Origin of the sequence: Dokdonella sp. (assembly GCF_019634815.1) — a bacterium.
Taxonomy (GTDB): Bacteria; Pseudomonadota; Gammaproteobacteria; order Xanthomonadales; family Rhodanobacteraceae; genus Dokdonella_A.
The window spans coordinates 39,583-64,070 of sequence record NZ_JAHCAP010000017.1 but is presented as its reverse complement, the minus strand read 5'-3'; the positions used below and the strand labels follow the sequence as shown (position 1 = coordinate 64,070).

The following is a 24,488-nucleotide window of genomic DNA, read 5'->3' as shown; positions in this document are numbered from 1 at the left end:
TTCAAGCACCCTTGCACGAGGACGATCAAGATGCATCCGCCCGACGGTCAGGACTCGAGACCGAAAGGCACCTCCCTGCGAATGCAAGTCAGCCGCGGGCAAGCGGCCGAACCTGCCGCGTCGGTCACAGACCTTCGAGCAGGGCCACGATCAGGGTCGGCAACTGCGCCGTCGCCGCTTCGAGATTGGCGTAGATTTCGGCCAGGCTGATTTCCGCCTGATCGCCACACCCGGCGGCCCAATTGGCCACCAGCGACAGACAGGCATAGTCGAGATCAAGCTCGCGCGCGAGCACGGCTTCCGGCATGCCCGTCATGCCCACCAGGTCGCAGCCATCCCGGCGCATGCGCGCGATCTCGGCCCGCGTCTCCAGACGCGGGCCCTGCGTTGCGCCATAGCAACCGCCGTCGACGATTGCGATGCCGATGCTGTCAGCCGCCGCCACCAAGGCTTGGCGCAAGCTCGCCGTGTACGGCTCACTGAAGTCGACGTGACGCACCTGGGCTCCGGCAACATCGCAGAAGCTGCTGATGCGGTCACTGGTGTAATCAATGATCTGATCGGGTACCGCGAGCATGCGCGGCTCCATGTCGGCGCGAATCCCGCCGACCGCGTTGACGCCGATCACGCGGCGCGCACCCAGATGATGCAGGGCCCACAGGTTGGCGCGGTAATTCACCCGATGCGGTGGAATCGTGTGCGATTCACCATGGCGCGCGAGAAACGCAATGCGATGCCGGCCGACCTCGCCGATGACGATGCTGTCGGAAGGATGGCCATGGGGCGTATCAACGGCATGTCGCTCGATGTGCTGCAGGTCCGGAAACCGGTACAGCCCGGTGCCGCCGATCAGGGCGAGGTCAATGGCGCGGTTCATGCGTCCACCGCGTAGATGGCCGCGAGATTGCGGCCTTGCTCGTGATAATCCATGCCGTAGCCGAACACATAACGATCGGGCACCTCGACACCGACGAAATCGGCACGGAGCCCGACGCCACGCCCATGCCGCTTCTCGCACAGCACCGCGATCAAGACGCGTGACGCACCTTGCGCACTGCAATAGTCGCGGATCGCAGCCAGGGTATGGCCCTCATCGAGGATGTCATCGACCAGCAGCACGGTGGCGCCGGCCAGCGATACGCTCGGGCGTTTGAGCCAATGCAGCTCGCCGCCGCTGGTTTCACCGCGATAGCGCGTGGCATGCACGTAATCGAAGGTCAGCGGTGAGGCCAGCCGGGTGGCGAGCTGGCCCGCGAACGGCAGCGCGCCCTGCATCACGGTGAGAAACACCGCCTGCCGTCCCGCCAGCTCGGCGTCGATCTCGCCGGCCATGCGCGCGATCGCCGCGGTCAGCACATCGCCGTCATGGATGCGCTCGGCCTTTTCGAGCGCCGCAGCCAAGGGAGGGGATTGCATACTCATGTCGTCGCTTCCGGATCCAGCGCGCCGAGGCGCGCAATGAAGAGCTCACGCTGGGGATTGTCCGCCAACGCCTGCCAGGTGGACGCGGCCGCACCCTGCAGGGTGGCCAGCCGCGCCGCTGGGCAGGGCGCGTGCGAGCGCACCGCGGCGATTGCCTCGTCGACGATCGCCGGTGAACAAGCCAGCAACAGATCGCAGCCAGCGCCCAGGTGCGCCTCGGTGCGCGCCGCGATCGGGCCAATGGATTCTGCCGCTGCCATGCCGATGTCATCACCGATCACCAGGCCGCGAAAGCCAAGCTCGCCGCGCAGCACCTGCTCGATCCAGATACGCGAATAGCCAGCCGGCAGCGCATCGATCGCGGGATAGGTGACATGCGCCATCATCACCGCTTCGGCGCCTGCTGAAATGGCGTCGGCAAACGGCAGCAAATCGCTGGTGCGCAATTCATCGAGGCTGCGCGGATCGACGGCGGCATCGAAATGGGTGTCTTCGGACACGCTGCCATGACCGGGAAAGTGTTTGATCGTCGCCGCCATTCCGGCCAGGCGCATGCCGCGCAGGCATGCCAACGCAAGCCGCGAAACAACCTGCGGATCGGCATGCAGGGCGCGTTCGCCGATCGCACGATTGCCGCGCGCCAGATCGACCACCGGAGCGAAACTCAGATCGATTCCGATCGCACGCATTTCGGCCGCCATCAACCAAGCATGCTCCTCGGCGCGCGCGACCGCGCCCTGCGGATCGCGGTCATGCAGCTCACCCAATCGCGCCAGCGGCGGCAGGCGAGTGAAGCCGGCACGGAAGCGCTGCACCGGACCGCCTTCCTGATCGACACAGACAAGGAACGGCTCGTCCCGCTCGGCACGGATCGACTCGATCAACTCGGCCACCTGCTCGCGGCTGTCGAAATTGCGTGTGAACAGGATGACGCCGCTGACCTGGGGCACTGCCAAGCGTGCGCGGTCGGCTTCGTCGAGTCGCTTGCCAGCCAGTCCAATGATGAGCATTTGCAGCCTTTCCAGAGACTTCCTGCGCGCCGCCGGGCGGCAGCCACGGGGCGGTGTCAAACCGCCGATTGTACCGGCAAGCGAAGCCGGCGCAGCGTCTGCGGGCACGTACCGGTCGCTTGCCTGCGCCCAGCCACGACGCCCGCGCCTTCAGCGCTTGAACAGCGCGATCGATTCGACGTGCGCGGTATGCGGGAACATGTCCATCACGCCGGCCGCCTCGAGCGTGAAACCGTGGCGGTTGACCAAGGTGCCGGCATCGCGCGCGAGGGAACCGGGGTGACAGGACACGTAGACGACAAGATCGCAGCCCTTGCGCGGCAGATAGTCGAGCACGGCCGCCGCGCCAGAACGCGGCGGGTCGAGCAGCAACTTGTGGTAGCTGCGCCGCGCCCACGGCGCATCAGCCTGATCGGCGGCCAGATCGGCGGCGAAGAACTCGACGTTGCCGATGCCATTGGCTTGCGCGTTCTCGCGCGAACGCGCCACCAGCGCTGCCTCTCCCTCGACTCCGACCACCTCGCCTGCGCGCCGCGCCATCGGCAAGGTGAAATTGCCCAGACCGCAGAACAGGTCGAGCACGCGGTCGGATGGATTCAATTCGAGCAATTCGACCGCGCGTGTGATCATGCGCAGGTTCATGCCGCCATTGACCTGGATGAAATCGAGCGGCTGAAACGCGATGTCGATGTCGAACTCGGGAATGCGGAATGACAGCGACACCCGCTCGGGCCACAGCGGCACCACGCTGTCGGGACCGCCACTTTGCAGCAGGATCGCGATCTCATGGGCCTTGGCGAAGGCGACGAGCGCGGCGCGATCGCTGTCCACGAGCGGCTGCAGATGGCGAAAGGTCAATGCCACGCACTGATCGCCGGCGGCGATCTCGATTTGTGCGATCTGTTCGCGCGCCGTCAGTGAGCCCACGAGCCGCGACAATTCGGCCAGGCGCAGACCGACTGCAGGCAGCAAGGTATGGCACTCGCTCAGATCGGCGACGAAGCGCGGATTGTCCTCGCGAAACCCCACCAGCGCCTTGTCCTTCTTGGAAACCCATTTCACCGACAGGCGCCCCTTGCGCCGATAGCCCCAGGGCTCTGCGGTCAGCGGCTCCAACCAACGCAACGGCGCGACCTTGCCGATGCGTTCGAAATTCTCGGCGAGCACACGCTGCTTGGCCGTGATCTGCGCAGCGGGCGGCAGGTGTTGCAGGCTGCAGCCGCTGCAACTGCCGAAATGCGGGCAGCGCGGTTCGATGCGCTCGGGCGAGCGTTGCAGCAACTCCTCGACCTTGGCCTCGTCGAAATGGCGGCTGCGCTTGACGATGCGCACGCACGCCACCTCACCTGGCAAGGCGCCGGCGACGAACACGGCCTTGCCATCGATGTGGGCGACGCCGCGACCATCGTGCGAGAGGTCGGTGATGGAAACTTCGGTGGCTGGGTTCATCGGGTCCGGGACTTCGCCGCAAGGCGCCTGCCCCGCTGCATCATTTGCGCTGCCACGCGCTGTTGGAATCCTGATAGTACCAGCCGGGCCGGGCGCGCTCGATCCATTGCCGGGCAAACGTCGCACGAATCTGCGGCGCCCAGTCGGCATGGCCATTGGCGAGTGCGATCTCGCGGTAGACGGCCTCGCGATCGCGGTTCTCGGCGGCCACCTCGGCGTTGACCGCGGCGCGCTGCGCCAGCGGAACCGCGGCGGCATCGCGCATCGCCACCAGACCATCACGGGTGAAGCCCAGCGCGCCGCTGTCGAAATGCGCACGCAGCCGTGTCGAGAAGCGCTCCTGCATGCGCGCCTGGATGGCCTGGATCTGCGGCGTCTGCACGGTGATGTCGGCGCCCTGCGCATGGGCACTGGGCACCAGCAGGTCGAGCAAGGCCGCGGCTGGATTGTTGCGCCCGGGCTCTGGCGGCGGCTCGCCGTGCGCCGGCACCGCTGCACCGCCGAGCACCTTGTCGACGAACTGCCCCGCCGCCTTCTGCGCTGCAGCTTCGGGGAAATAGACATTGATCGTCACGCAGGCGACCGGCAACACGCAGGCAAGCAACAGCACGATGGTGGCAAATCGACGACGCATGAAACCTCCGATTCACTCGATGACGGGTGCCTGCCCCCGGGTCGCATCACGCAGACGGCGTACCAGGGTGGGCCAATCGACATGGCGGCGATGGCCGACGATGTCGATGCGCGGCAGGCCGGCACCCTTGACGATAGCGTAGCCCCGCGCATCGAGCGAGTCGCTGGCATCTGCCCGTTCAGGCAATGGCTCGATGCCACCCATGGTGCAGACCTCGTCGCGCAATCGGCAGCGCACACCAAGCTGACCGAAGCGGAAGGTATTGACGAGCTTGAGCGCGAGATTCTGCAATGCCGGCGCGCCGCTGCTGATGCCGGTGATGTCATCGACCGCGGTGTAGCTCATCTTGCCGCCGCCCTTGGTGCGCAACCACGCATCGAAGGCGACCGTGCCCCAATCAAGCAGGCGCAGATCATCGATGGTGCCAAACAGGCGCCCGCTCATGCTGCCGAAGGAAAAAGCGCTGGTGAGTTGTTCGAGGTCGAAATTCTCGAAGTGGATGTTGGCGCCGAGCGCGGGCTCGCTGCCGAAGGGGCGCTCCAGGCTCATCGAGTTGACGCCCAGATGGCCATCGAACAAGTACAAATCCAGACCACCATGAAACTCGATGCGATCGCCGACGAATTCGATTTCGGGAATGCCGCCCGACAGATTGCCTGGAAAGCTCGGCCAGCCGAAGGCCGCCGACATCTGCGGCAACTGCACGCCGACGACTGCGAACGAGGCCTCGTAGCGGTCACCGCGCGGTGACGCGGGCTGGGCAATGAATTTTTCCAATCTCAATTGCCCACCCAGCACGTCCACGGCCAGCGGCGTGGCCAGTTGCAGGCTGTCGCGGTCGGACACCCACTGCGAGCGCGCAGCACCGAAAGGAACCTTGTAGAACTCGGCGTGCCGCCAGCCGAGGCTGGTTGGCGCGCGCGGCGCGTTCGCATTCCAGTCGAGCGCGCCATCGAGGCCTTCGAGCGCGAAGCGACCTGCACCATCGACGAGATCGACGGCCTGGGCCTGCAATGAAAAGCCGCGCATGCGTCCCGATTCGAACGCGAGCGCGCCTTGCGCGTGGCCGCGCGCCTGCAATTGACCATAACCACGCGTGGCGAGCCAACTGCGCGCGTAACGATCGGTTGCGCGCGCAAGATCGAGCTCGCGCAGCTGCGCCTGCAATGCCAGCCATTTGCGCGTGACCGGATCCCACTGCCCAAGCAGGCTCGCGTCAAGCACACCGGGATCGCGCCAATCGAAGCGTTCGATCCGCCACACCGATGGCGAAAGAGCAACTCCAACTCGCGCGTGAACCGGCGACTGCGGCAATTCCACATAGACGCTGCCGGCCAGCGCCTGTCCGCCGTGCAGACTCGCGTCAGCCGCGACATGCAGCGCATCAAGCTCACCGGCGAGCCTCAGATCCAGATCAGCAGCGAGATTGGCAATGCCGAAACTGCCATCGGCCGCGTCGTAGCCCATGCCGCGCACGCCCGCGCGCCCCTGCAGCCAGGTGGCATTCGCGCCGGGCTCGCGCACAATCAAGTCGTACGCCGTGAGCTTGCCACCGAACAACCGGGCGCTCAGCGGACCGATCAGATGCGCAGCCCGATCGCGTATCTGCCAGCGTGATTGCAGTGCGGTGACATCGAGGTGATCCAAACGCGCATGCGCGAAAGAGATCGGCCTGGCTTCGCCGTGTCCATCGCGTCGCCAGTCGAAACCGCCCCGCAGCTTGTCGATCAAGATCGCGTGCCGCGGCAGCCGCAGATCCATCCGATCCGTTTCGGCCGTGGCGCGGATCAAACCGTCACCATCCAAGGCGGCGCTGCCACGCAATTCGCCGCTGAGCGCAAGACCGTCCAGATCGTGCGCAGCGAGCACGCCGCGGCCATAGCGCTGCAGGGCGAGCGGGAAAACCGCACGGACCTGATGCAGCTGCAGGCGCCGCAGGGGTGCCAGCTGGCGAGGATCGAAGAGCGCGGCGGCATCGAATTCGAGCACGTCCGGATCGTGCCAATTCAGGCGTGCAAAGTCCCAGACCTCGTCGATGCCGCGGCTTGCATCGACCGTCAGCTCGACCGGCGCCTGTGGCAGTTGCGCATGCAGCCCGCCCATGTCCGCACGTCCGCGCGCCAACTTCAACTGCGCGCTGATTCGGGCGACGCCGTTCGTCACCATCCAATCGCCCGTGCCTTCAATGTCCATGCCCTCGACGGCAAGCGTGCCATCGTGCGTTCCCAGCGTGAGCCCCTTGAGCGAACCGCGCGCATGGACCCGCTGCGCCGCATCGATCGCAAGCACCGCATCGAACAATCCCGCACGCAGGCTGCCGCCTTCCCAGTGCCTGGCCAAGGCAGGGGCGAGCCACACCGCGGGCAAGCTGCGCAGATCGAGTGTGGTCGTGCCGGTACCCAGCGGCCATTGCAGGACGCCTTCGAACGCATCTTGCTGAAGCTTCACATCGAGTTCCTCGCGCGCCAGACGCACGCGCAGGTTCGCACTGCGCCCATCGGCCATCCGCATCGGGCCGTCGCAGACTTGCGCATCGGCCTCGCGCTCGAGCACGCACTGCCAATCGAGAACCTGATCCACGCCGAGCTCTGCAATCCGCAGCCGCTGCGCGAACATCCGCAGACTGCCGCCATTCGCGCCGACCTGGGCCTCGATACGCACGCCCTCAAGATCCAGGCTCGGCGCCTCCACGCGCGTGGCCTGCAGCCGCAAGCTGCGCGCATCCGCCGGCGGCGCGCTGCTGCACAGCACGCTCAGGACGATCAGCAAGGGAATTGACGATCGGGGCATCGCGGCTCATTCTGCCGCAACGCTGCGTTGCAAGGAGTCGCAATGTCGCATTTCAGTCTGCTCGTTGCCGATGACAACGCCTTGAGCCTGCAATTCCTCGCTGCCGCTTTCGCGCAGCTGGGCGCCGATGTGACCTGCGCTGCCGATGGCGGGCAGGCCGTGGCGCTCGCCGGGAAACGCGCCTTCGATCTGCTCGTGCTCGATCTCAACATGCCGGTTCAGGATGGCTGCGCCGTGCTCGAGGCGATCCGTGCGGGAGCCGGCCCTTCACGCCAGGCTCCGGCACTGGCCACCAGTGCCGAAGTCGACGCCGAACACGCTGCGGCGCTCGCTGCGCACGGCTTCGCCCAGGTGCTGGCCAAGCCGCTCACGATCGAAATCCTGCGCGAGGCGCTCGAACGTCACCTTCCGCAGGCGCGCCTTTGCACGACCATCCCATGCGAGCTCGACGATGCCCGGGCCTTGCACGCGGTTGCCGGTGATGCTTCGATCCTGGCTGCCCTGCGCGCGCTGTTCGTTACGGAGTTGTCCGAGTTGCCGGTGGAGCTCGCGAGTCTGGCGACACAACGGGATCGCGAGGGGTTGCGCGCACGCCTGCATCGACTGGCCGCATCAGCAGGCTTCTGCGGCACGCCAAGCCTGACCGCGGCGATTGCGCGATTGCGCATCGAGCTGGAGCACGATGTCTGGCCCGGCGCGGCGGTCGAGGCATTCCTCGACCACTGCCACCGCGTCCATGACGTGCTCCGCGCCGCGGCAGCGCGATGAGAATCACCTTGCATCACGCAGGGCGGGCCGCGTGAGCTTCCACGACTCGAGCTCGCCGCCGATCAGGTGGCGCACCACGCCGCGCACCAGGCCGCGCAACTGCCGCAGCTCGTCGGTTGCGGGACAGTCATCCGCGGCGAGTGCAAGCAAGGCGGCGCCGCAGACGCGCACGCCACTGCGCTGGCCCTGCCACACCCGCGCGCCGGCCTCCGGGTCGTAGGCATAGTCGTGTGCCGCCTGCAATGGTGAGCCATCAGCGGCCTGGTCGAGCACCAGTCCATAGCCGATCGCGGCGAGGAAGTCACGCTCGAAACGGCGCAAGGTCCATGCCACCGATTCCTCGCCATTCAGTCGTGCCAGACACTGCGCATAGAGCGAGAATGCACGTGGATGGGGATCACCACGACCGCTCAGGCGCAACACGAATTCGTTGACGTACATCCCCGCAAGCAGGGTCTGTCCCTGGGGCTGCAGTGGCGCACTCGCGCCTTCGACCGCAACCAGCGTACCCAACTCACCTCGCCCGGCCCAAGCCAGCAACAGCGGCTGAAATGGCTGCAACAGGCCACGCGGCCAGCGGCTGCGTTCCCGGCGCACGCCGCGCGCCACCAGACCCACGCGACCGTGATCCCGACTGAAAACTTCCAGCAACAGCGAGGTTTCGCGCCAGGCGCGCGCGTGCAGGACGAACGCGGGTTGCCCATCGACGCGCACCGGCGCCTCCCTTGCTCAATCGGTATAGCCGAACTGCTTGAGCGCAGCGGCATCGTCGCTCCAGGACTCGCGCACGCGCACCCACAACTCGAGATGCACGCGGCGCTCGAACAGGCGTTCCATCGCGCGTCGCGCCGCGCTGCCGATCTTCTTGAGCTGCCCGCCCCCGGCTCCGATCACGATACCCTTCTGGCCCTCGCGCTCGACCCAGATCACTGCGCCAATGCGCGTGATCCTGGCGGCGTCTTCAAATCCTTCGATCTCGACCGCTGTCGCATACGGCAGTTCGTCGCCAAGCAGGAGCATGAGCTGTTCGCGCACGAGCTCGGCCGCAAGAAAGCGTTCGCTGCGATCGGTGAATTCGTCCTCGGCGTAGGCGGCCTCGCCTTCCGGCAGCAGTTGCGCAATCTCGTCGAGCAGCATGGCTACGCCGTCGCCGCGCCGCGCACACAGGAAATGCACACCCGCATAGGCGTGCTCACGGGTCACCTGCGCGGCGAAGGCAAGCAGGCGGGTCTTGTCGGTGAGCTTGTCGACCTTGTTCACCGCCAACAGCACCGGCTTGCCCAGCGCGGACAGCAGCTTCCAGATGCCCTCATCCTCATCGCCCCACTTCGGGCCGTCGATCACGTGCACCAGCAGATCGGCATCCTCGGGCGCTTGGCGGGCAACCCGGTTCAGCTGGTGGTTGAGCGCACGCCGCGTCTGGCGATGCAGGCCGGGCGTGTCGAGCAGGGCGATCTGCGCATCGGGGCGGGTGACGATGCCGAGAATCCGGTGACGGGTGGTTTGCGGTTTGGGCGTGACGATCGACAGTCGCAAACCAAGCAGTGCATTGAGCAGGGTTGATTTGCCGACATTGGGCTGACCGACCAGGGCCACGGTGCCGAAACGGTGCGACGGGGACTCAGTGGCCATTGTTCTTGCCTGCCTCGAGAAATTCGAGAACGCGTTCGGCCGCAATCTGCTCGGCCGCCCGGCGGCTCGATCCACTGCCTTCGCGCTGCGCATCGATTGCTTCGACGCGGCAACTGACGGTGAACACGCGCGCATGTTCCTCTCCCGCGGTCGCGAGCAGGTCATAGACCGGCAGCGGTAGTCCGCGCGCCTGCAGCAGTTCCTGCAGTCGCGTCTTGGCATCCTTTGGCGTGCGTGCGCCCGCTTCCACCAGCGGCGCAAACAAATCACGCACCCGCTGCCTGCAAGCTTGCCAACCGCCATCCAGATAGACCGCGGCCACCAAAGCCTCGAAAGCATCGGCAAGGATCGAGTCGCGGCGATGGCCGCCACTCTTGAGCTCACCCGGCCCCAAGTGCAGCTGATCGCCAAGTTGCTGCCCACGGGCCATGTCGGCCAGCGCATTGCCGTTGACCAGCGCTGCGCGCAAACGCGTCATCTCGCCCTCGCTGGCCCGTGGATGCAATTCGAAAATGAGCTCGGCCACGAGCAGGTTGAGCAGCGCGTCGCCGAGAAATTCCAGCCGCTCATTGTTGACGTGCGCTGCACTGCGATGCGTCAGCGCACGTTCCAGCAAGGCCACATCGGCGAACCGATGACCAAGGGTTCCGGACTCAGTCACCCGTGTTGTTGGTGAGGTTGATCGAGTGGTCGAAGCTGACCAGAAGCTCGACGTTGTACATGAACGGGATGCGCCGTTCATAGGCCACGCGCAGGATGGACTTGCCCGCATCGCGCACCAGGAAGATCGCGCTGGGCGGCACGTTGTTCTCGTCGACATACTGGGTATCGAACTTGAAGCTGAGGTCACGGCGCACCTGATCGAGCGACTTGGTCGAGGCCCCCGGTTCCTTGCTCAGCTGGTCCATCGATTTGACCACGCCGAAATACTCGGTGTAGGCGGGAATCAGGCGCATCGCCACATAGGCGAAAAAGCCGGCGACGACGAGAATGATGACGAAACCGATCAGCGTGATGCCTTTGACCTTGCGATGCATGTGCGTACTCCCTCGATGGCCGGTTGCGGGTCGATGCCGCGCATCTTATTTGATCACGGTACCGATGCGGTTCAAACTGCCGAAATTCATCCAGATCAGAAAGGCCCGGCCGACCAGGTTCTCCTCGGGCACGAAACCCCAGAAGCGGCTGTCAGCGCTGTTGTCTCGGTTGTCGCCCATTGCAAAATAATGGCCTGGCGGCACCGTCCAGGTGCCTTCATGGCCGACCCAGGCGCGCGGCACCTCGAGGATCTGGTGTTCGACGCCGTCAAGGTTTTCGAGCTTGAGCTCGGCGCCATCGGCCGGGCGTCCGGGCTCGCCCGGCCCCGAATAGGTGCCCAGATCGGTCTCGCCGACCTGCCGACCGTTCACGAACAAGGTCTTGTTGCGGTACTCGATCGTGTCACCGGGCAAGCCGATCACGCGCTTGATGTAATCCTCTTTCGGGTTCTTCGGGTAGCGGAACACGAACACATCGCCACGCTTGGGTTCACCGATGGCGAAAATGCGCTTGTTGAGGACCGGCAGTCGCAGACCATAGGCGAATTTGTTGACGAGGATGAAATCACCGACCAACAGGGTCGGCATCATCGAACCCGAGGGGATCTTGAACGGTTCGGCGACGAAGGAGCGAAACAGCAGGATCAGCAGCAGCACCGGGAAGAACGAACGGGCGTACTCGACCGCCACCGATTCACGCAAGGTGTCGCGAGTGCGCGCCTCACGCTCCTCGTCGCTCAGTGCGGTCATCGCCGCGACCAACTGCGCGCGCCGACGCCGGCGCGGTGCCAGCAGCAGCAAGTCGAGCAGCCACAACACTCCCGCGACTGCGGTCAAGACAACCAGCAGCAATGCAAAATCAAAATTCATGATCGACTCCGGAAGATCCTGCCGTGACGCGCTGAATCGGGTAACCCGTCAGAACGGGACCAAGCCAGGCGCTGACGCTGCCGTTGCACGCGTTCGTCAGCATGCTCATTTGTCCATCTGCAAGACCGCGAGGAAGGCTTCCTGCGGGATCTCGACACTGCCGACTTGCTTCATGCGCTTCTTGCCTTCCTTCTGCTTCTCCAGCAACTTGCGCTTGCGCGTGATGTCGCCGCCATAACACTTGGCGAGCACGTTCTTGCGCAACGCCTTGACCGTCGAGCGGGCAATGATCTGCGCGCCGATCGCGGCCTGGATCGCCACATCGAACATCTGCCGTGGAATCAGGTCCTTCATCTTCTCGACAAGCTCGCGCCCACGGCGGTCGGCGCTGGAGCGGTGCAGGATCAGGCTCAAGGCGTCGACGCGATCACCATTGATGAGGATGTCCACGCGCACGAACGGCCCGCTCTGGAAGCGTTCGAAGTGATAGTCCATCGAGGCATAACCGCGTGACACCGACTTGAGCTTGTCGAAGAAATCGAGCACGACCTCGGCCAGCGGCAGCTCATAACTGATCTGCACTTGGGTGGCGAGATAGTTGATCGAGCGCTGCACGCCGCGCTTTTCCTCGCACAACTTGATCACGTTGCCGATGTAATCGGGTGGCGTGAGGATGTTGGCGACGATGATCGGCTCGCGGACTTCCTCGACCGTCTGCACCGGCGGCAACTTGGCGGGATTGTCCAGTCGCACCACCCGACCGTCGGTGAGCAGGATTTCGTAGACGACCGTCGGCGCGGTGGTGACGAGGTCGAGGTCGTACTCACGCTCGAGCCGCTCCTGGATGATTTCCATGTGCAGCAGGCCGAGGAAGCCGCAGCGGAAACCAAAACCCATCGCTTCCGAGGTTTCCGGCTCGAAATACAGCGCCGCGTCGTTGAGCTTGAGCTTCTCCAGCGCCTCGCGCAGATCGGGGTAGTCTTCGGCCACGACCGGAAACAGGCCCGCGAACACGCGCGGCTGCATCTGCTGGAAGCCCGGCAGCGGTTTGGCCGCCGGATCTCGCGCAAGGGTCAGGGTGTCGCCCACCGGTGCGCCATGCACGTCCTTGATCGAAGCCGTGACCCAGCCGACCTCACCCATGCCGAGCTTGTCACGCAGCGCGCGCTTGGGCGTGAACACGCCAACCTGGTCGACCTCGTGGGTGCGGCCGGTCGACATCACCAGCAGCTTGTCGCGCGGCTTGAGTTCGCCTTGCATCACGCGCACCAGCGAGACCACGCCAAGGTAATTGTCGAACCACGAATCGATGATCAATGCCTGCAGCTTGTCGGAATCGCGCGGTTTGGGCGGCGGAATCCGCGCCACGATCGCCTCGAGCACCGCCTCGACGTTCTGGCCGGTCTTGGCACTGATCGCAATCGCATCGGCGGCGTCGATGCCGATCACCGCTTCGATTTCGGCCTTGGCGCGCTCGATGTCGGCGGTGGGCAGGTCGATCTTGTTGAGTACTGGCACGACTTCGAGCCCCTGCTCGACCGCGGTGTAGCAGTTGGCGACCGACTGCGCCTCGACGCCTTGGGCGGCATCGACCACCAGCAGGGCGCCTTCGCAGGCAGCGAGCGACCGGCTGACTTCATAGCTGAAGTCGACATGGCCGGGCGTGTCGATGAAATTGAGCTGGTAGACCGTCCCGTCCTTTGCCTTGTACGGCAGCGACACCGATTGCGCCTTGATGGTGATGCCGCGCTCGCGCTCGATCGGATTGTTGTCGAGCACCTGGGCTTCCATCTCGCGCGCAGTCAGGCCGCCGCATAACTGGATGATGCGGTCTGCCAAGGTGGACTTGCCGTGATCGACGTGGGCAATGATCGAAAAATTGCGGATATTGGTCATGCGTACCGGGCTGCTCCGGCGGCACCCGGCCCCGGCAAACGCGGGATTATCGCATGAAGCGGGCGACTTGCATTGCCCCCGTGCCGGTCGGGCGCGGGCAGCTCGCCCACGATTGAGCCGAAAAGACGACGGGGCCCGCAGGCCCCGTCGTGGATGCAAACGCAGATTCCCGCGCTCATTCGCGCTCGGGGCCCGCCTTGGGCACGGTAACGGCGACGAATTGGGTCTGATCATCGCGCCGCACCAGCAGCATGATCGAGTCACCTGGCTTGGCACCCTTTACGCTGGCGTTGAAGTCCGCTGCCGACCTCACCGGCTTGCGTCCGACCATGAGGATCACATCGCCAGGCATCAGCGCGCTGCGCCGCGAGAGGTTGCCGGCGATGCGCTGCACGACCACGCCCTGATTGTCGGTGATGCCCAACTGCTTGCGCTGTTCGGCGGTGAGCTCGTCAACGACGATGCCCAAGGCGTTTCCAGCAACCGCGCTGGGCGTTGCGCCAGACGCGCTCGCCAGGGCGTCCTTGTCCGCCGGCAATTCACCCACCGTGACCGGTATCGTCAGGGTCTTGCCCTCGCGCCAGATGCTCAGGTCGACCTTGCTGCCCGGCTTGGTCGAGCCCACCAGCGGTGGCAGGTCAGCCGACATCACCACATCGCGACCGGCAAAGGCGAGGATCACGTCACCCAGCTGGATACCGGCCTTGTCGGCGGCGCCGCCGGGCGTGACCTTGTTGACCAGCGCGCCACCGGTGCGCGGCAAACCAAGCGCCTTGGCCTGTTCGCGGTCGACGTTCTGGATCTGCACGCCAATCATGCCGCGACTGACGCGGCCGGAGGTCTTGATCTGTTCGACCGCATTCATCGCGATGTCGATCGGAATCGCGAACGACACGCCCATGAAGCCGCCGGTGTTGGAGAAGATCTGTGAATTGATCCCGACCACCTGACCATCGAGGTTGAACAGCGGGCCGCCCGAGTTGCCGCGATTGATCGGTACATCGGTCTGGATGAAGGGTACGTACTGCTGGTCGGCCCCACCGAAATTGCGCCCGATCGCGCTGACGATGCCAGCCGTGACCGAGTGATCGAAACCAAACGGCGAGCCGATCGCGACGACCCAGTTGCCCGCCTTGACCTTGCGCGAGTCGCCGATGCTCACCACCGGCAGGTTGCTCGCGTTGAGCTTGAGCAGGGCGATGTCGTACTGGGCGTCGGTACCGATCACCTTGGCATCGAGCTCACGACGGTCCGACAGTCGCACCGTCACCTGGTCGCTGCCGTCGACCACGTGGTTGTTGGTGAGCACGTAGCCGTCACTGGAAATGATGAAGCCCGAACCCATCGACACGCGCATGCCGCGCTGGCGTGGCATCGGCATTTGCGGGCCGAAGAAGCGGCGGAAGATCTCGGGCATTTCCTGCGCATCCTGACCATGCTGCGCCTGGTTGTCCGGGTTGCCGCTCGCCTGCACGTTGACGACAGCGGGGCCGTATCTTTCCACCAGGGAACTGAAATCGGGAAGATCGGTCGCCGCGGCTTGACCGACCATGCAGAACAAGGCCAGCAGCGGAACAAGCAGCGTACGCGACAACATCGCGCCACGGTGAATCATCGTCATGGTTTCCTCGCTGTGATTGAGGGATGAGAATGCTGGTCGCCACAAAAGCGGAACCCGCGCAAACCACTGGACTGGTTGCTGGCCGCTTCGGATGAGCCGTGCGGGCTAGGACGGTAGTCAACGCGCAAAGTTCAACGCTGCTGCGGTCAGCTGTTCAGCCACGATGCCGGAATCGATCGCCTCGGAACAGCCTGCTTGCGCCCGCGCGATTCCGCCGCAAGGCCACGCCGAATCCGCCGAGCGCAGCGCCTGGCCCGTCAGTGACTGCGCCGCGATGCGGTTTCGCTCTTGCGCTCGCTGGGCGTGAGCAACAGCACGTAGCCGCCGCCGGCAGGCACGTTTGCGCCACCGCGCGCATAGACCGAGAAACGCGGATCAAGCGCCGGCACCAAGGTCGTCTCGACGCCATAGCTGGCCGGCGCCGAATCAATCGGCGCATTGGGCGCGAGCAAGGGCGGCCGTACCTCTCCGATGCCGAAGCTCGACGTCGTCGCCGAGGCCGGCAAGGCCGCAATCGATGTCGCCGAATTCACCGCGAGCGGCGTGGTGCGCGCGAGCGACGGCGTCGGCGTTGCCAATGGCGTCGACACCGGGCCATCAGCCGGCCGCGTGGCCAACAGGGCCACCAAGGCCACCGAGGCCGCGATCGCGCCACCGGCGCCCCATCGCAGCACCCGCTGGCCAAGACGCGGTTGGCTCGCAAGCGGTTCATTGGCGATTGCCGCCATGACCGCCTGGGCGAGCTTGTCGTCGAGCAGCAAGGGGCGTTCGCGGCGCAGCACCTGTCCGGCCAGGTGGTAGCGGCTCCAGCATGGGGCGCCATCACCGTCGGAGGCCAGGCCCGCGAGCACGAAACGCAGCTGCTCCTTGTCCAGGGCACCATCCATCAGGGCGGAAAGGGATTCGCGGCGGCTCTCGTTCATGGGGCTTTCCTTCCTTCCGACAACAGCGGGCGCAACTTCTCGTCGATTGCTTCACGGGCGCGGAAGATGCGCGACCTGACCGTACCGATCGGGCATTTCATCGCTTCCGCGATCTCCTCGTAACTCAGGCCGTCGACCTCTCGCAAGGTGATCGCGGTCCGCAGTTCCTCGGGCAGCTCTTGGACAGTGGAAAACACGGTTTGTTCAACCTCCTGACGCATCAGTTCGCGCTCCGGCGTTGCCGACTCGTGAAGGCGGCCAGCCCCTTCGAACTGGACCGCATCCTCGACCGCAATGTCCTCGGTCGGGGGCCGGCGCCCCTGCGCCACCAGATGGTTCTTGGCGGTATTGATCGCGATACGGTAGATCCAGGTGTAGAACTGGGCATCACCACGGAACGAACCGATCGCGCGATAGGCGCGCAGGAAGGCATCCTGGGCAACGTCCTGACATTCGCTCCAATCATTGATGTAGCGGGAAATGACACCGACCAGCTTGTGCTGGTACTTCCTGACCAAGAGGTCGAAAGCACGGTTGTCCCCCTTTTGCACGCGCTCGACGAGCGCCTTGTCCAGGTCGCCTTCACCCATGTGGGCCCTGCTCCGTTGTCGTGGTCCACCACAGGTTCCCTGCTTGGACTGCCGGCATCGCAAAAAGTTCGCCCATGCCCGACCGTGGCTTGCTCACGCCCGCACTCCCAGGGTGCCCAGCTGGCGCGCGCGCTCCTTGAGCAGGTTGTCGAAACTGGCAACCGACAGCGGTCGGCAGAACAGAAAGCCCTGCAGTTCGTCGCAGCCTTCCTCCCGCAGGAACTCGAAATGCTGTTCGGTTTCCACGCCTTCGGCGACCACCTTGCAATTGAGGTCATGCGCCATCGACAAGGTCGCGCGCACGATCGCTTCGTCGTCCGGATCGAGCCCGATGTTGCGCACGAAGGCCTGATCGATCTTGATGCGATCGGCGGGAAAGCGCCGGATGTAGTCGAGCGAAGACTGGCCAGTGCCGAAATCATCGAGCGAGATGCCACACCCGAGATCGCGCAATCCGTTGAGCGTCTCGATCAGGTTCGGGATCGTCTTTGCGCTGATGCTCTCGGTCACTTCCAGATCGAGCTGATGCGGGTCGAGCCCGGTTTCGCGCAGCACCGTCGCCACCGTGCGCACCAGATGCGGCTGGCGCAGTTGCAGCGGCGAAAGGTTCACGCCCAGACGCAAGGCCAGGCCATGCTCCTGACACCAGCGCCGCGCCTCCTTGCACGCGGCCCGCAGCACCCACTCGCCGATCGAGATGATCAGCCCCGTTTCCTCGGCCAGTGGCACGAAGAAGCCCGGGCTGATCATGCCCAGTTCGGGATGCTCCCAGCGCAGCAGCGCTTCCATGCCGATGATGTCCTCGCTGCGCGCATCGACCTGCGGCTGGTAGAACACGCGCAGCTCGCCATTGCGCTCGGCCTGACGCAGCTTGGCCTCGAGCGCGAGGCGCTGGCGATGCGACTCCTCCGACACCGCCACATAGGCCTGGAAATTGTTGCGCCCCATGCCCTTGGCCGAATACATCGCAACGTCCGCCTGCTTGAGCAAGCGCTCGGCGTCGGCGGCATCATCGGGGTAGAAGCTCAGCCCCAGCGACGTGGTGATGCTCAGCTCCAGCCCATCGGGCAGCTGCAACGGCACTTCCATCGCCCGCACGATCTTCTCGGCGATGCGCAGCACGTCCTCTCGCTGCACGATATGGCGCAGTATCAGCGTGAATTCGTCGCCGGCATAGCGGGCCACGGTGTCGGTGCTGCGCACGCTGCTGCGCAGCCGTCGCGCCACCGCAATCAGCACCTGATCACCGACCGCGTGGCCGAGCGAATCATTGATCGTCTTGAAACGATCGACATCGACGAACACCACCGCAAGCATTTCACCGCCGCGATGGGCCTCGGCAATGGCCGAGTTGAGGCGGTCGTTGAACAGCAGCCGGTTGGGCAGGCCGGTGAGCGGATCGCGCAAACCCTCGGCGCGGCCCTGTGCGCGCGCACGGCGCAACTCAAACTCGGCGCCCAGCGCGCGCGCGAACAGGTGCAGGCCCGCCTGCACCGAAGGATCCACGGCCAGCGCGTCGCGGCGCGCAAGGATCAGCGCGCCGATGCTTTCCTCGCGCTCGCCGCCGACGGGAAGGCCGGCGATGAACTCGTAACGTCGCTCGCGCAGCACCGGATCGACGATCGGCGAGGACCACGCCTGCGCGGGCAGGATCACTTCCTCGCCGCCGAGCACCTGACGCAGCATGGCCTCGTGCGTGGCACCGGCATCGGCATCAACATCGAAGCGACGGAATGCCGCAACCTGGCTGGGCTCGGGCGCGGCATCGACCGGCACTTCGAGCGCCAACACCAGATCGAAGCCCAGCCATTGCGCCATGCCCTGCACGATCGCCTCAGCGGTGTCGCGGCTTTCGCCGCGCCCGACTTCGAGCAGGGCCGCGATTGCAGCCTGCAGGCGACTGAGCTCGCCGATTTCGCGGAAGGTGTAGAACTGCACCACCCGCCCTTCATGCACGGCATTGCGGATGCTGACATCGACCGCATACCAGCCGCCGTCGGCACGCGGCTTGCGCGCACGCATCTGCACACTGCTCTCGCTTTCGAGCTGGGCGGCGATTTCCTGACGGCGTTCTGCCGGCACGAGGAAATCAAAACCATTGATGTCACTGCCCACCAGACGCGCGCGCGGATAGCCAGAGCGATGCACGAACGTGTCATTGACATCCAGGATGCGGCCGCTCGCCGGTTCGACCAGAGCCAATTCGTCGAGACTGCCGTCAAACGCAAAACGATAGCGGTCAGCGACAGCAGCGACCGCAGCCGCAGCGGCAGCGGAAACGGCGGTCGGCGGGCGTGGCGGCGCTTCTTCGCGCTCGGCCAATGCGGTTTTCAGACGCGCCTGGGCGTCTCCGGGACGCACCGGACACACCAACCAGTCGGTCACGCAGGTCGGCAGGCCCGCGCTGCCCCAATTGCCACCGGGCGTGGCTACGATGCCGACAATCGGAATGCGGTGCTGCACTGCCGCCAGCAGATCATTGCAGAACGCAACCGCCGCATCTGCCTCTTCGACGAACTCGACGAACGCAAAATCGATGCGGATGCCCTGATCAAGGAACTCGCGCGCCTGGCTGACGTCCTTGGCCGAATAGATCTCGTCGAAGGCCTGTTGGTCGAGCACGTCGAACAGCACGCGACGATCGTTGCGATCGCTGGCCACGATCAATGCCGCACCCTGGCCCTCACCGAACACCGTGCTCATGAAACCCAGCGTCCATCGCGCAGACGCAGGCGCTGCGCCGCATGCGGAGCCAACGACAGCGCCTGATAGACCCCATCGAGCTCCTCGGGCAAGGCGACCTGTTGCCCGACGAACACCACCTTGCGCTCGCTGCGCATCGCGGTACGCGAGATGCGGCGCAGGAACAGCGTCTCGGCGGGTCGCAAGTACTCTTCATACGCCATGAACAGGTAGATGCCGAAATGCATGCTCTGCAGCACATACCGCAATGCATCGGCGAGCCGCTTGGTGCCCGGAACATACAGGCCCGCTTCGCGCAGCGGCGTGATCCCGCCTTCGGGATCCCACGCGTAGATCGAGGTGCCACCACGGATTGCCAGCGTGCGCATCTGAGCCAGCAACTCGTCCGGATTGTCGGTATCGAGCGCGATGACGTGTTCGGGCGATTGCACGATGCGCTCGAACAATTTCTGGACGATCGGCAATTCGGTTTTCGGATCGCTCACACGTTTCTCCGAGCCGCATTGACCCGACGCATACCTTGCCCGGATTATAGCCACCCATTGCCGCAATTTCGGAGCCGACCATGTTCGAAGGGCTGCGTTTCCAGCACTGGCAGGCCACGCTGGGCACCGACGGCATCGTCGAGCTGGCGCTCGACCGCGCCGGCAGTTCCGTCAACGCGCTGTCGCGCGCCGTGGTCGACGAACTCGCCGAGATCGTTGAACGCCTGTCTTTCGAGCCGCCACGAGGGGTCATCCTCCGCTCGGCCAAGGCTGGCTTCGTCGTCGGTGCCGACATCAAGGAATTCGAGAGTTTCGAGAAGGCCGGCACCATCCGCGACGTGCTCGAAAACGGCCAGCGCGTGTTCCAGCGCCTGGCCGGCCTGCCCTGCCCGACGGTTGCCGCAATCCACGGCGTGTGCATGGGCGGCGGCACCGAGCTCGCGCTGGCCTGCCGCCAGCGCGTGGCCACGCGCGATCCAGCCACGCGCATCGCCCTGCCCGAGGTCAAGCTCGGCATCTTTCCGGGCTGGGGTGGCTCGTCACGCCTGCCCTACCTGATCGGCGCGCCCGCCGCGCTCGAATTCATGCTCACGGGCCGTGCCGCCTCGGCCGAGAATGCGCGCGCGATCGGCCTGGTCGATGCACTGGCCGCACCCGACCTGCTGATGGCCACCGCGCGCGAGCTCATCGCCCATCCACGGCCGCGGCCGCTGAAGCAGCGACTGCTCGCCTGGGCCACCAACCTGTGGCCAGCACGCCAGATCCTCGCCGCGATGATCAGCAAGCAGACCGCTGCCAAGGTGCGCAAGGACCAGTACCCGGCACCGTTTGCCCTGATCGACACCTGGCGCCGCGGCGGCGGCATCGGCCAGCGCCTGCGCAACGAGGCGCGCGCGGTCGCCAGGCTCGCTACCACGCCCACGGCGCGCAACCTCATTCGCGTGTTCTTCCTGCAGGAGCGACTCAAGTCGGCGGGCAGCGGCGTCGATCATGGCATCCAGCACGTGCATGTGGTCGGCGCCGGCGTGATGGGTGGCGACATCGCCGCCTGGTGCGCGCTGCGCGGCTTCGATGTGACGCTGCAGGATCGCGAGATGAAATACGTGCAGCCCGCGCTCGATCGCGCGCGCACGCTGTTCGAGAAAAAGCTCAAGACGCCCGAGCGCATCCAGCCGGCATTGGCCCGTCTCAAGGCCGACGTCGAGGGCAATGGGATCACCACGGCCGACCTGCTGATCGAGGCGATCTACGAAAACGCACAAGCGAAGGAAGACCTGTACAAGGCCGCCGAGCCGAAGATGAAGGCCACGGCACTGCTCGCCACCAACACCTCGAGCATTCCGCTTGACGAATTGCGCAAGGCGGTGGCCCAGCCTGCGCGTTTCCTCGGCCTGCACTATTTCAATCCGGTTGCGCTGATGCCGCTAGTCGAGATCGTGCGCCAGGATCACCTCGATGGCGCCAACGAGAAACGCGCGCTCGCCTTCTGCAAGGCAATCGGCAAACTGCCGATTGCGGTCGCCGGCAGCCCCGGTTTTCTCGTCAACCGCACGCTCATGCCCTACATGCTCGAGGCCGCGCGTGCGTGTGCTGAAGGCATCCCCGCGCCAGTGATCGACAAGGCCGCAAAGAAGTTCGGCATGCCGATGGGCCCGATCGAGCTGATCGACACCGTCGGCCTCGATGTCGCCGCCTCGGTCGGCGCCGAACTCGGCCCCTTCCTCAAGCTGGACATTCCACCCGCAATCGCCGAACTGGTCGGCCACGGCAAGCGCGGCAAGAAGGATGGCGAGGGATTTTACAAATGGCAGGACGGCAAGGCGCAAAAGCCCCAGGTCGATCCGCATTATGTCGCGCCCGATGATCTCGAAGACCGCATCATCCTGCCGCTCATCAACGAAGCCGTGGCTTGCCTGCACGACGGCGTAATCGACGATCCCGACCTGCTCGATGCCGGCCTGATCTTCGGCACCGGCTTTGCGCCGTTCCGCGGTGGCCCGATCCAGTACATCCGCGACAGCGGCGCCGATGCGCTGGTCGCGCGGCTGGAAAAACTCGCCGCGCGCCACGGCGAACGCTTCCAGCCACGGCCGGGCTGGGATTCACCTGCCCTGCGCTCGAGCGCCAAGGCCGGCTGACGACAAAGCTGCAATGAATCGTCATCCTGCACGAGACTGGAAAGCACGAAAAGATTGAACCACGAAGAACACGAAGGAAGATCAAAGGCTCTTCATCTTCTGCAAATGCGCTGGACCCCAGCGATGCGGGAATGACGGCTTGTTCAGGTCACGAATGCCGATCAAGGCCCATTCATCTTCCTCTTCATTACCTTCGTGTCCTTCGTGTCCTTCGTGTCCTTCGTGTTTCAGCTTTGGCTTCGGCTTTGCACATGCGCTGGATCCCAGCGATGCGGGAATGACGGCTCGTTCAGGTCACGAATGCCGATCAAGGTCCTTTCATCTTCCTCTTCATTACCTTCGTGTTCTTCGTGTTTCAGGCTTTGGCTTCGGCTTTGCACATGCGCCGCGCAGCACGGCAAAAGCTGAAGGAGACTCAAGCCCGGTTCCTACAATCGCTCGACGCGTGCGCGCTGCACCTGCGGCCGCAACTGCGCCGGCCAGTCGCTGGCGATGCTGACCTGGGCATGGCCCGCGTTGGCAGCGAACGCGCCCAGATCGACTTCAGCGATCGCCCAGCCCGCTTGCGCCTGCGCGATCACGCCATCATCGGGAAAGCCGCGATCGATCGGCGCGTAGATCCCGGCCGCGCCGGTATTGCTGTCCAGCGCCGGACTCCACGGCGCCTGCCCTGCGGTGACCGCGCAGGCGACGTAGAGCGGGTTTTCGAGTGCACGCGCGCGACAGCCCAGACGCACGCGCTGCGCGCCCGCTTCGGTATCGGTGCAACTGGGCACCAGCAGTAGCTGCGCGCCCGCTTCGGCCTGTGCGCGGGCGTAAAGCGGAAACTCCGCGTCGTAGCAGATGTTGACGGCAAGGCGACCCAAGTCGCACTCGAACACCTTGAGTTCATCGCCGACTTCAAGCACGCCCGCGGCCCGCTCGTACCCGGTCAGCGTGAGCTTGTCCTGATACACGATGCGACCATCGGGCGCCGCCAGATACGCGCGGTTGCGATAGCGCCCGCAGTCCATGCGCAACAGGAAGGTGCCCGCAAGCAGCAGCAGCGCATGCCGCCGCGCCAGTTCGCGCGCGAGCGCGAGGTAATCCTCGTGCAGTGCCTGCAAGGCATCGAGCGAGCGCAGCAAATCACCGCGGATTTCAGCGGGGAAGATCGCCGCGATTTCCAACGCGAGATACTCCGGCAGCACCACCACCTGCGCGCCCTGCGCCGCGGCGGTCGCCACTTGTTCCGCGATGCCTTCGGCAAAGGCGGCAAAGTCCTCGGGCTCGCCGATGCCATGGCACGCCGCAGCCAGCTTGATCTTCATGCAGCCTCCAGCGAACGCGACCAGAATTGCAGCGCATGCGCGATCGAGCCTTCCATGCCTACTTCGGGCCAGTCGAGCACGCAGCGCAAACCATCGACCGGCGCATAACCGCGCTTGCGCCAGAACGCATCGTTGCCACGATATTCCACCGGCCGCCGCGGATCATCCTGCGACCGCACGACGCTGCAGAACGCAGTCGTCGCATAGCCGCCCAGCCGCCGCGCATGCGCCTCGCGCTCATCGAAGAAACGATGCCCCAGTCCGCGCCCGCGATACTCCGGCAACAACACCGACTCGCCGAAATAGAACACCTCGGCCACGTTCCAGCCCATGCGCTCGAAGGGCGCGCGAATCGCCTCGGTTTCCTCGACCAACGCCACCGCGGTCGACGCCCCGACCACGCGCGCACCATCGAACGCCAGCACGAACAGGCTGCTCGCCGCCTGTGCATAGGTCGCCAGGTAACTGTGCTCGTACGCCGCATCGCCGTCGTACAGATAAGGCCAATCGCGAAACACCGCGATGCGCAGCGCCGCGACCTCATCCAGATACGGCTGTACGGCAGCGGCGGTGAAGGCATGGACTTCGAGCATGGGCACAATCAGAAACAACATCAACGGCGACCATAGCGCAGTCCCGGGCGCTGTCGCACGATTCGAGACCACCTCGGTGTATCTTCGCCGACGCAGCGATGGCGAAACGGCGCGGTCACGTCCGCGGCGCCCTCGCCCGACCGCACGGATTACACAGGGGCCGTGATGGACTCCGATACTTTTTCGAGCATGCCTTCACACCGGCGGCGCACAAGCGCGCGAACCAGGCCGAGCGCGCTCGAACGTCACGAGCCGAGCGAGCTCGGCTCTACAAGACGTGCCCCGTAGAGCGGAGCTTGCTCCGCTGCCCTTGTTCTTTCGCGACCCGAGCCGAGCGAGCTCGGCTCTACGAGAGCGCAACGCACCAAGCACACACGTATCGACAAACGCCACCTTCGTAGAGCGGAGCTTGCTCCGCTCCCGGGCGTCTGGTCGGGCCTGCCGGCCCTCCTGCACAAGCGCGCGAACCAGGCCGAGCGCGCTCGAGCGTCACGAGCCGAGCGAGCTCGGCTCTACAAGACGTGCCCCGTAGAGCGGAGCTTGCTCCGCTGCCCTTGTTCTTTCGCGGCCCGAGCCGAGCAAGCTCGGCTCTACAAGAGCGCCGCGCGCCAAGCACA

Annotated in this window: 22 protein-coding genes; 2 read left to right on the top strand and 20 right to left on the bottom strand. The window is 65.2% G+C overall.

Translation table 11 applies throughout. The features are described 5' to 3' along the window. Positions 1-124: 124 nt before the first annotated feature. From KF759_RS09775 to KF759_RS09750, 6 genes are all read right to left on the bottom strand, one after another. A complete protein-coding gene (locus KF759_RS09775) occupies positions 125-877 on the bottom strand; it encodes an S-methyl-5'-thioinosine phosphorylase (RefSeq protein WP_291224952.1) in 753 nt (250 codons plus the stop codon). After that, complete coding sequence (locus KF759_RS09770; RefSeq protein ID WP_291224976.1) at positions 874-1,416, bottom strand: hypoxanthine-guanine phosphoribosyltransferase; 543 nt, start codon at positions 1,414-1,416, stop codon at positions 874-876. Before KF759_RS09770 ends, KF759_RS09775 begins: the two co-directional genes overlap by 4 nt. 2 nt (positions 1,417-1,418) lie before the next feature. Continuing rightward, positions 1,419-2,432, bottom strand: a complete 1,014-nt coding sequence (gene nagZ / locus KF759_RS09765; RefSeq protein WP_291224950.1) for a beta-N-acetylhexosaminidase — start codon at positions 2,430-2,432, stop codon at positions 1,419-1,421. 150 nt (positions 2,433-2,582) lie between these two features. Next, entirely contained in the window at positions 2,583-3,881 is a 1,299-nt protein-coding gene (rlmD, locus tag KF759_RS09760; RefSeq protein WP_291224948.1) for a 23S rRNA (uracil(1939)-C(5))-methyltransferase RlmD, read from the bottom strand. Between the two features lie 40 nt (positions 3,882-3,921). Beyond that, positions 3,922-4,515 (bottom strand): DUF1318 domain-containing protein, encoded by a 594-nt coding sequence (locus KF759_RS09755; protein ID WP_291224946.1) that lies wholly within the window; start codon positions 4,513-4,515, stop codon positions 3,922-3,924. 12 nt (positions 4,516-4,527) lie between these two features. Continuing rightward, complete coding sequence (locus tag KF759_RS09750) at positions 4,528-7,305, bottom strand: hypothetical protein (RefSeq protein ID WP_291224944.1); 2,778 nt, start codon at positions 7,303-7,305, stop codon at positions 4,528-4,530. A gap of 42 nt (positions 7,306-7,347) precedes the next feature. On the opposite strand from KF759_RS09750, the gene KF759_RS09745 reads away from it, so the two are divergent. Further along, on the top strand, positions 7,348-8,073 hold the full coding sequence (locus KF759_RS09745; RefSeq protein ID WP_291224942.1) for a response regulator: 726 nt from the start codon (positions 7,348-7,350) through the stop codon (positions 8,071-8,073). A gap of 3 nt (positions 8,074-8,076) precedes the next feature. Here KF759_RS09745 and recO read toward each other — a convergent pair whose 3' ends face one another. From recO to KF759_RS09690, 11 genes are all read right to left on the bottom strand, one after another. After that, positions 8,077-8,787, bottom strand: coding sequence for a DNA repair protein RecO (recO, locus tag KF759_RS09740; protein WP_291224940.1), 711 nt, complete (start codon positions 8,785-8,787; stop codon positions 8,077-8,079). A 15-nt stretch (positions 8,788-8,802) separates the two neighbouring features. Beyond that, positions 8,803-9,705 carry a GTPase Era gene (era, locus tag KF759_RS09735; protein WP_291224938.1) on the bottom strand — a complete coding sequence of 301 codons (903 nt, stop codon included), beginning with the start codon at positions 9,703-9,705 and terminating at the stop codon, positions 8,803-8,805. Continuing rightward, positions 9,695-10,366, bottom strand: coding sequence for a ribonuclease III (rnc, locus tag KF759_RS09730; protein WP_291224935.1), 672 nt, complete (start codon positions 10,364-10,366; stop codon positions 9,695-9,697). The genes era and rnc overlap by 11 nt, the downstream gene beginning before the upstream one ends. Beyond that, positions 10,359-10,742, bottom strand: a complete 384-nt coding sequence (locus KF759_RS09725) for a DUF4845 domain-containing protein (protein ID WP_291224934.1) — start codon at positions 10,740-10,742, stop codon at positions 10,359-10,361. Before KF759_RS09725 ends, rnc begins: the two co-directional genes overlap by 8 nt. Before the next feature lie 45 nt (positions 10,743-10,787). Then, positions 10,788-11,612 (bottom strand): signal peptidase I, encoded by an 825-nt coding sequence (gene lepB / locus KF759_RS09720; RefSeq protein WP_291224932.1) that lies wholly within the window; start codon positions 11,610-11,612, stop codon positions 10,788-10,790. Positions 11,613-11,717: 105 nt separating this feature from the next. Then, positions 11,718-13,508, bottom strand: a complete 1,791-nt coding sequence (gene lepA / locus KF759_RS09715; RefSeq protein ID WP_291224929.1) for a translation elongation factor 4 — start codon at positions 13,506-13,508, stop codon at positions 11,718-11,720. Positions 13,509-13,683: 175 nt separating this feature from the next. Next, positions 13,684-15,129: a DegQ family serine endoprotease gene (locus tag KF759_RS09710; protein ID WP_291224927.1), complete on the bottom strand. Its 1,446-nt coding sequence runs from the start codon at positions 15,127-15,129 to the stop codon at positions 13,684-13,686. 257 nt (positions 15,130-15,386) lie between these two features. Further along, complete coding sequence (locus KF759_RS09705) at positions 15,387-16,052, bottom strand: sigma-E factor negative regulatory protein (RefSeq protein ID WP_291224926.1); 666 nt, start codon at positions 16,050-16,052, stop codon at positions 15,387-15,389. Beyond that, entirely contained in the window at positions 16,049-16,642 is a 594-nt protein-coding gene (rpoE, locus tag KF759_RS09700) for an RNA polymerase sigma factor RpoE (RefSeq protein ID WP_291224924.1), read from the bottom strand. Before rpoE ends, KF759_RS09705 begins: the two co-directional genes overlap by 4 nt. Before the next feature lie 93 nt (positions 16,643-16,735). Beyond that, positions 16,736-19,345, bottom strand: coding sequence for an EAL domain-containing protein (locus KF759_RS09695; protein WP_291224922.1), 2,610 nt, complete (start codon positions 19,343-19,345; stop codon positions 16,736-16,738). Continuing rightward, on the bottom strand, positions 19,342-19,830 hold the full coding sequence (locus tag KF759_RS09690; protein WP_291224920.1) for a hypothetical protein: 489 nt from the start codon (positions 19,828-19,830) through the stop codon (positions 19,342-19,344). The genes KF759_RS09695 and KF759_RS09690 overlap by 4 nt, the downstream gene beginning before the upstream one ends. Positions 19,831-19,910: 80 nt before the next feature. On the opposite strand from KF759_RS09690, the gene KF759_RS09685 reads away from it, so the two are divergent. After that, positions 19,911-21,968 (top strand): 3-hydroxyacyl-CoA dehydrogenase NAD-binding domain-containing protein, encoded by a 2,058-nt coding sequence (locus KF759_RS09685; RefSeq protein ID WP_291224918.1) that lies wholly within the window; start codon positions 19,911-19,913, stop codon positions 21,966-21,968. Between the two features lie 227 nt (positions 21,969-22,195). Here KF759_RS09685 and KF759_RS09680 read toward each other — a convergent pair whose 3' ends face one another. From KF759_RS09680 to KF759_RS09670, 3 genes are read right to left on the bottom strand one after another with little or no spacing between them, the layout of a single operon-like run. After that, a complete protein-coding gene (locus tag KF759_RS09680; RefSeq protein ID WP_291224916.1) occupies positions 22,196-22,387 on the bottom strand; it encodes a hypothetical protein in 192 nt (63 codons plus the stop codon). A gap of 9 nt (positions 22,388-22,396) precedes the next feature. Beyond that, complete coding sequence (locus tag KF759_RS09675; protein ID WP_291224975.1) at positions 22,397-23,272, bottom strand: nitrilase-related carbon-nitrogen hydrolase; 876 nt, start codon at positions 23,270-23,272, stop codon at positions 22,397-22,399. A 2-nt stretch (positions 23,273-23,274) separates the two neighbouring features. Beyond that, on the bottom strand, positions 23,275-23,892 hold the full coding sequence (locus KF759_RS09670; RefSeq protein ID WP_291224914.1) for a GNAT family N-acetyltransferase: 618 nt from the start codon (positions 23,890-23,892) through the stop codon (positions 23,275-23,277). Between the last annotated feature and the right edge of the window lie 596 nt (positions 23,893-24,488).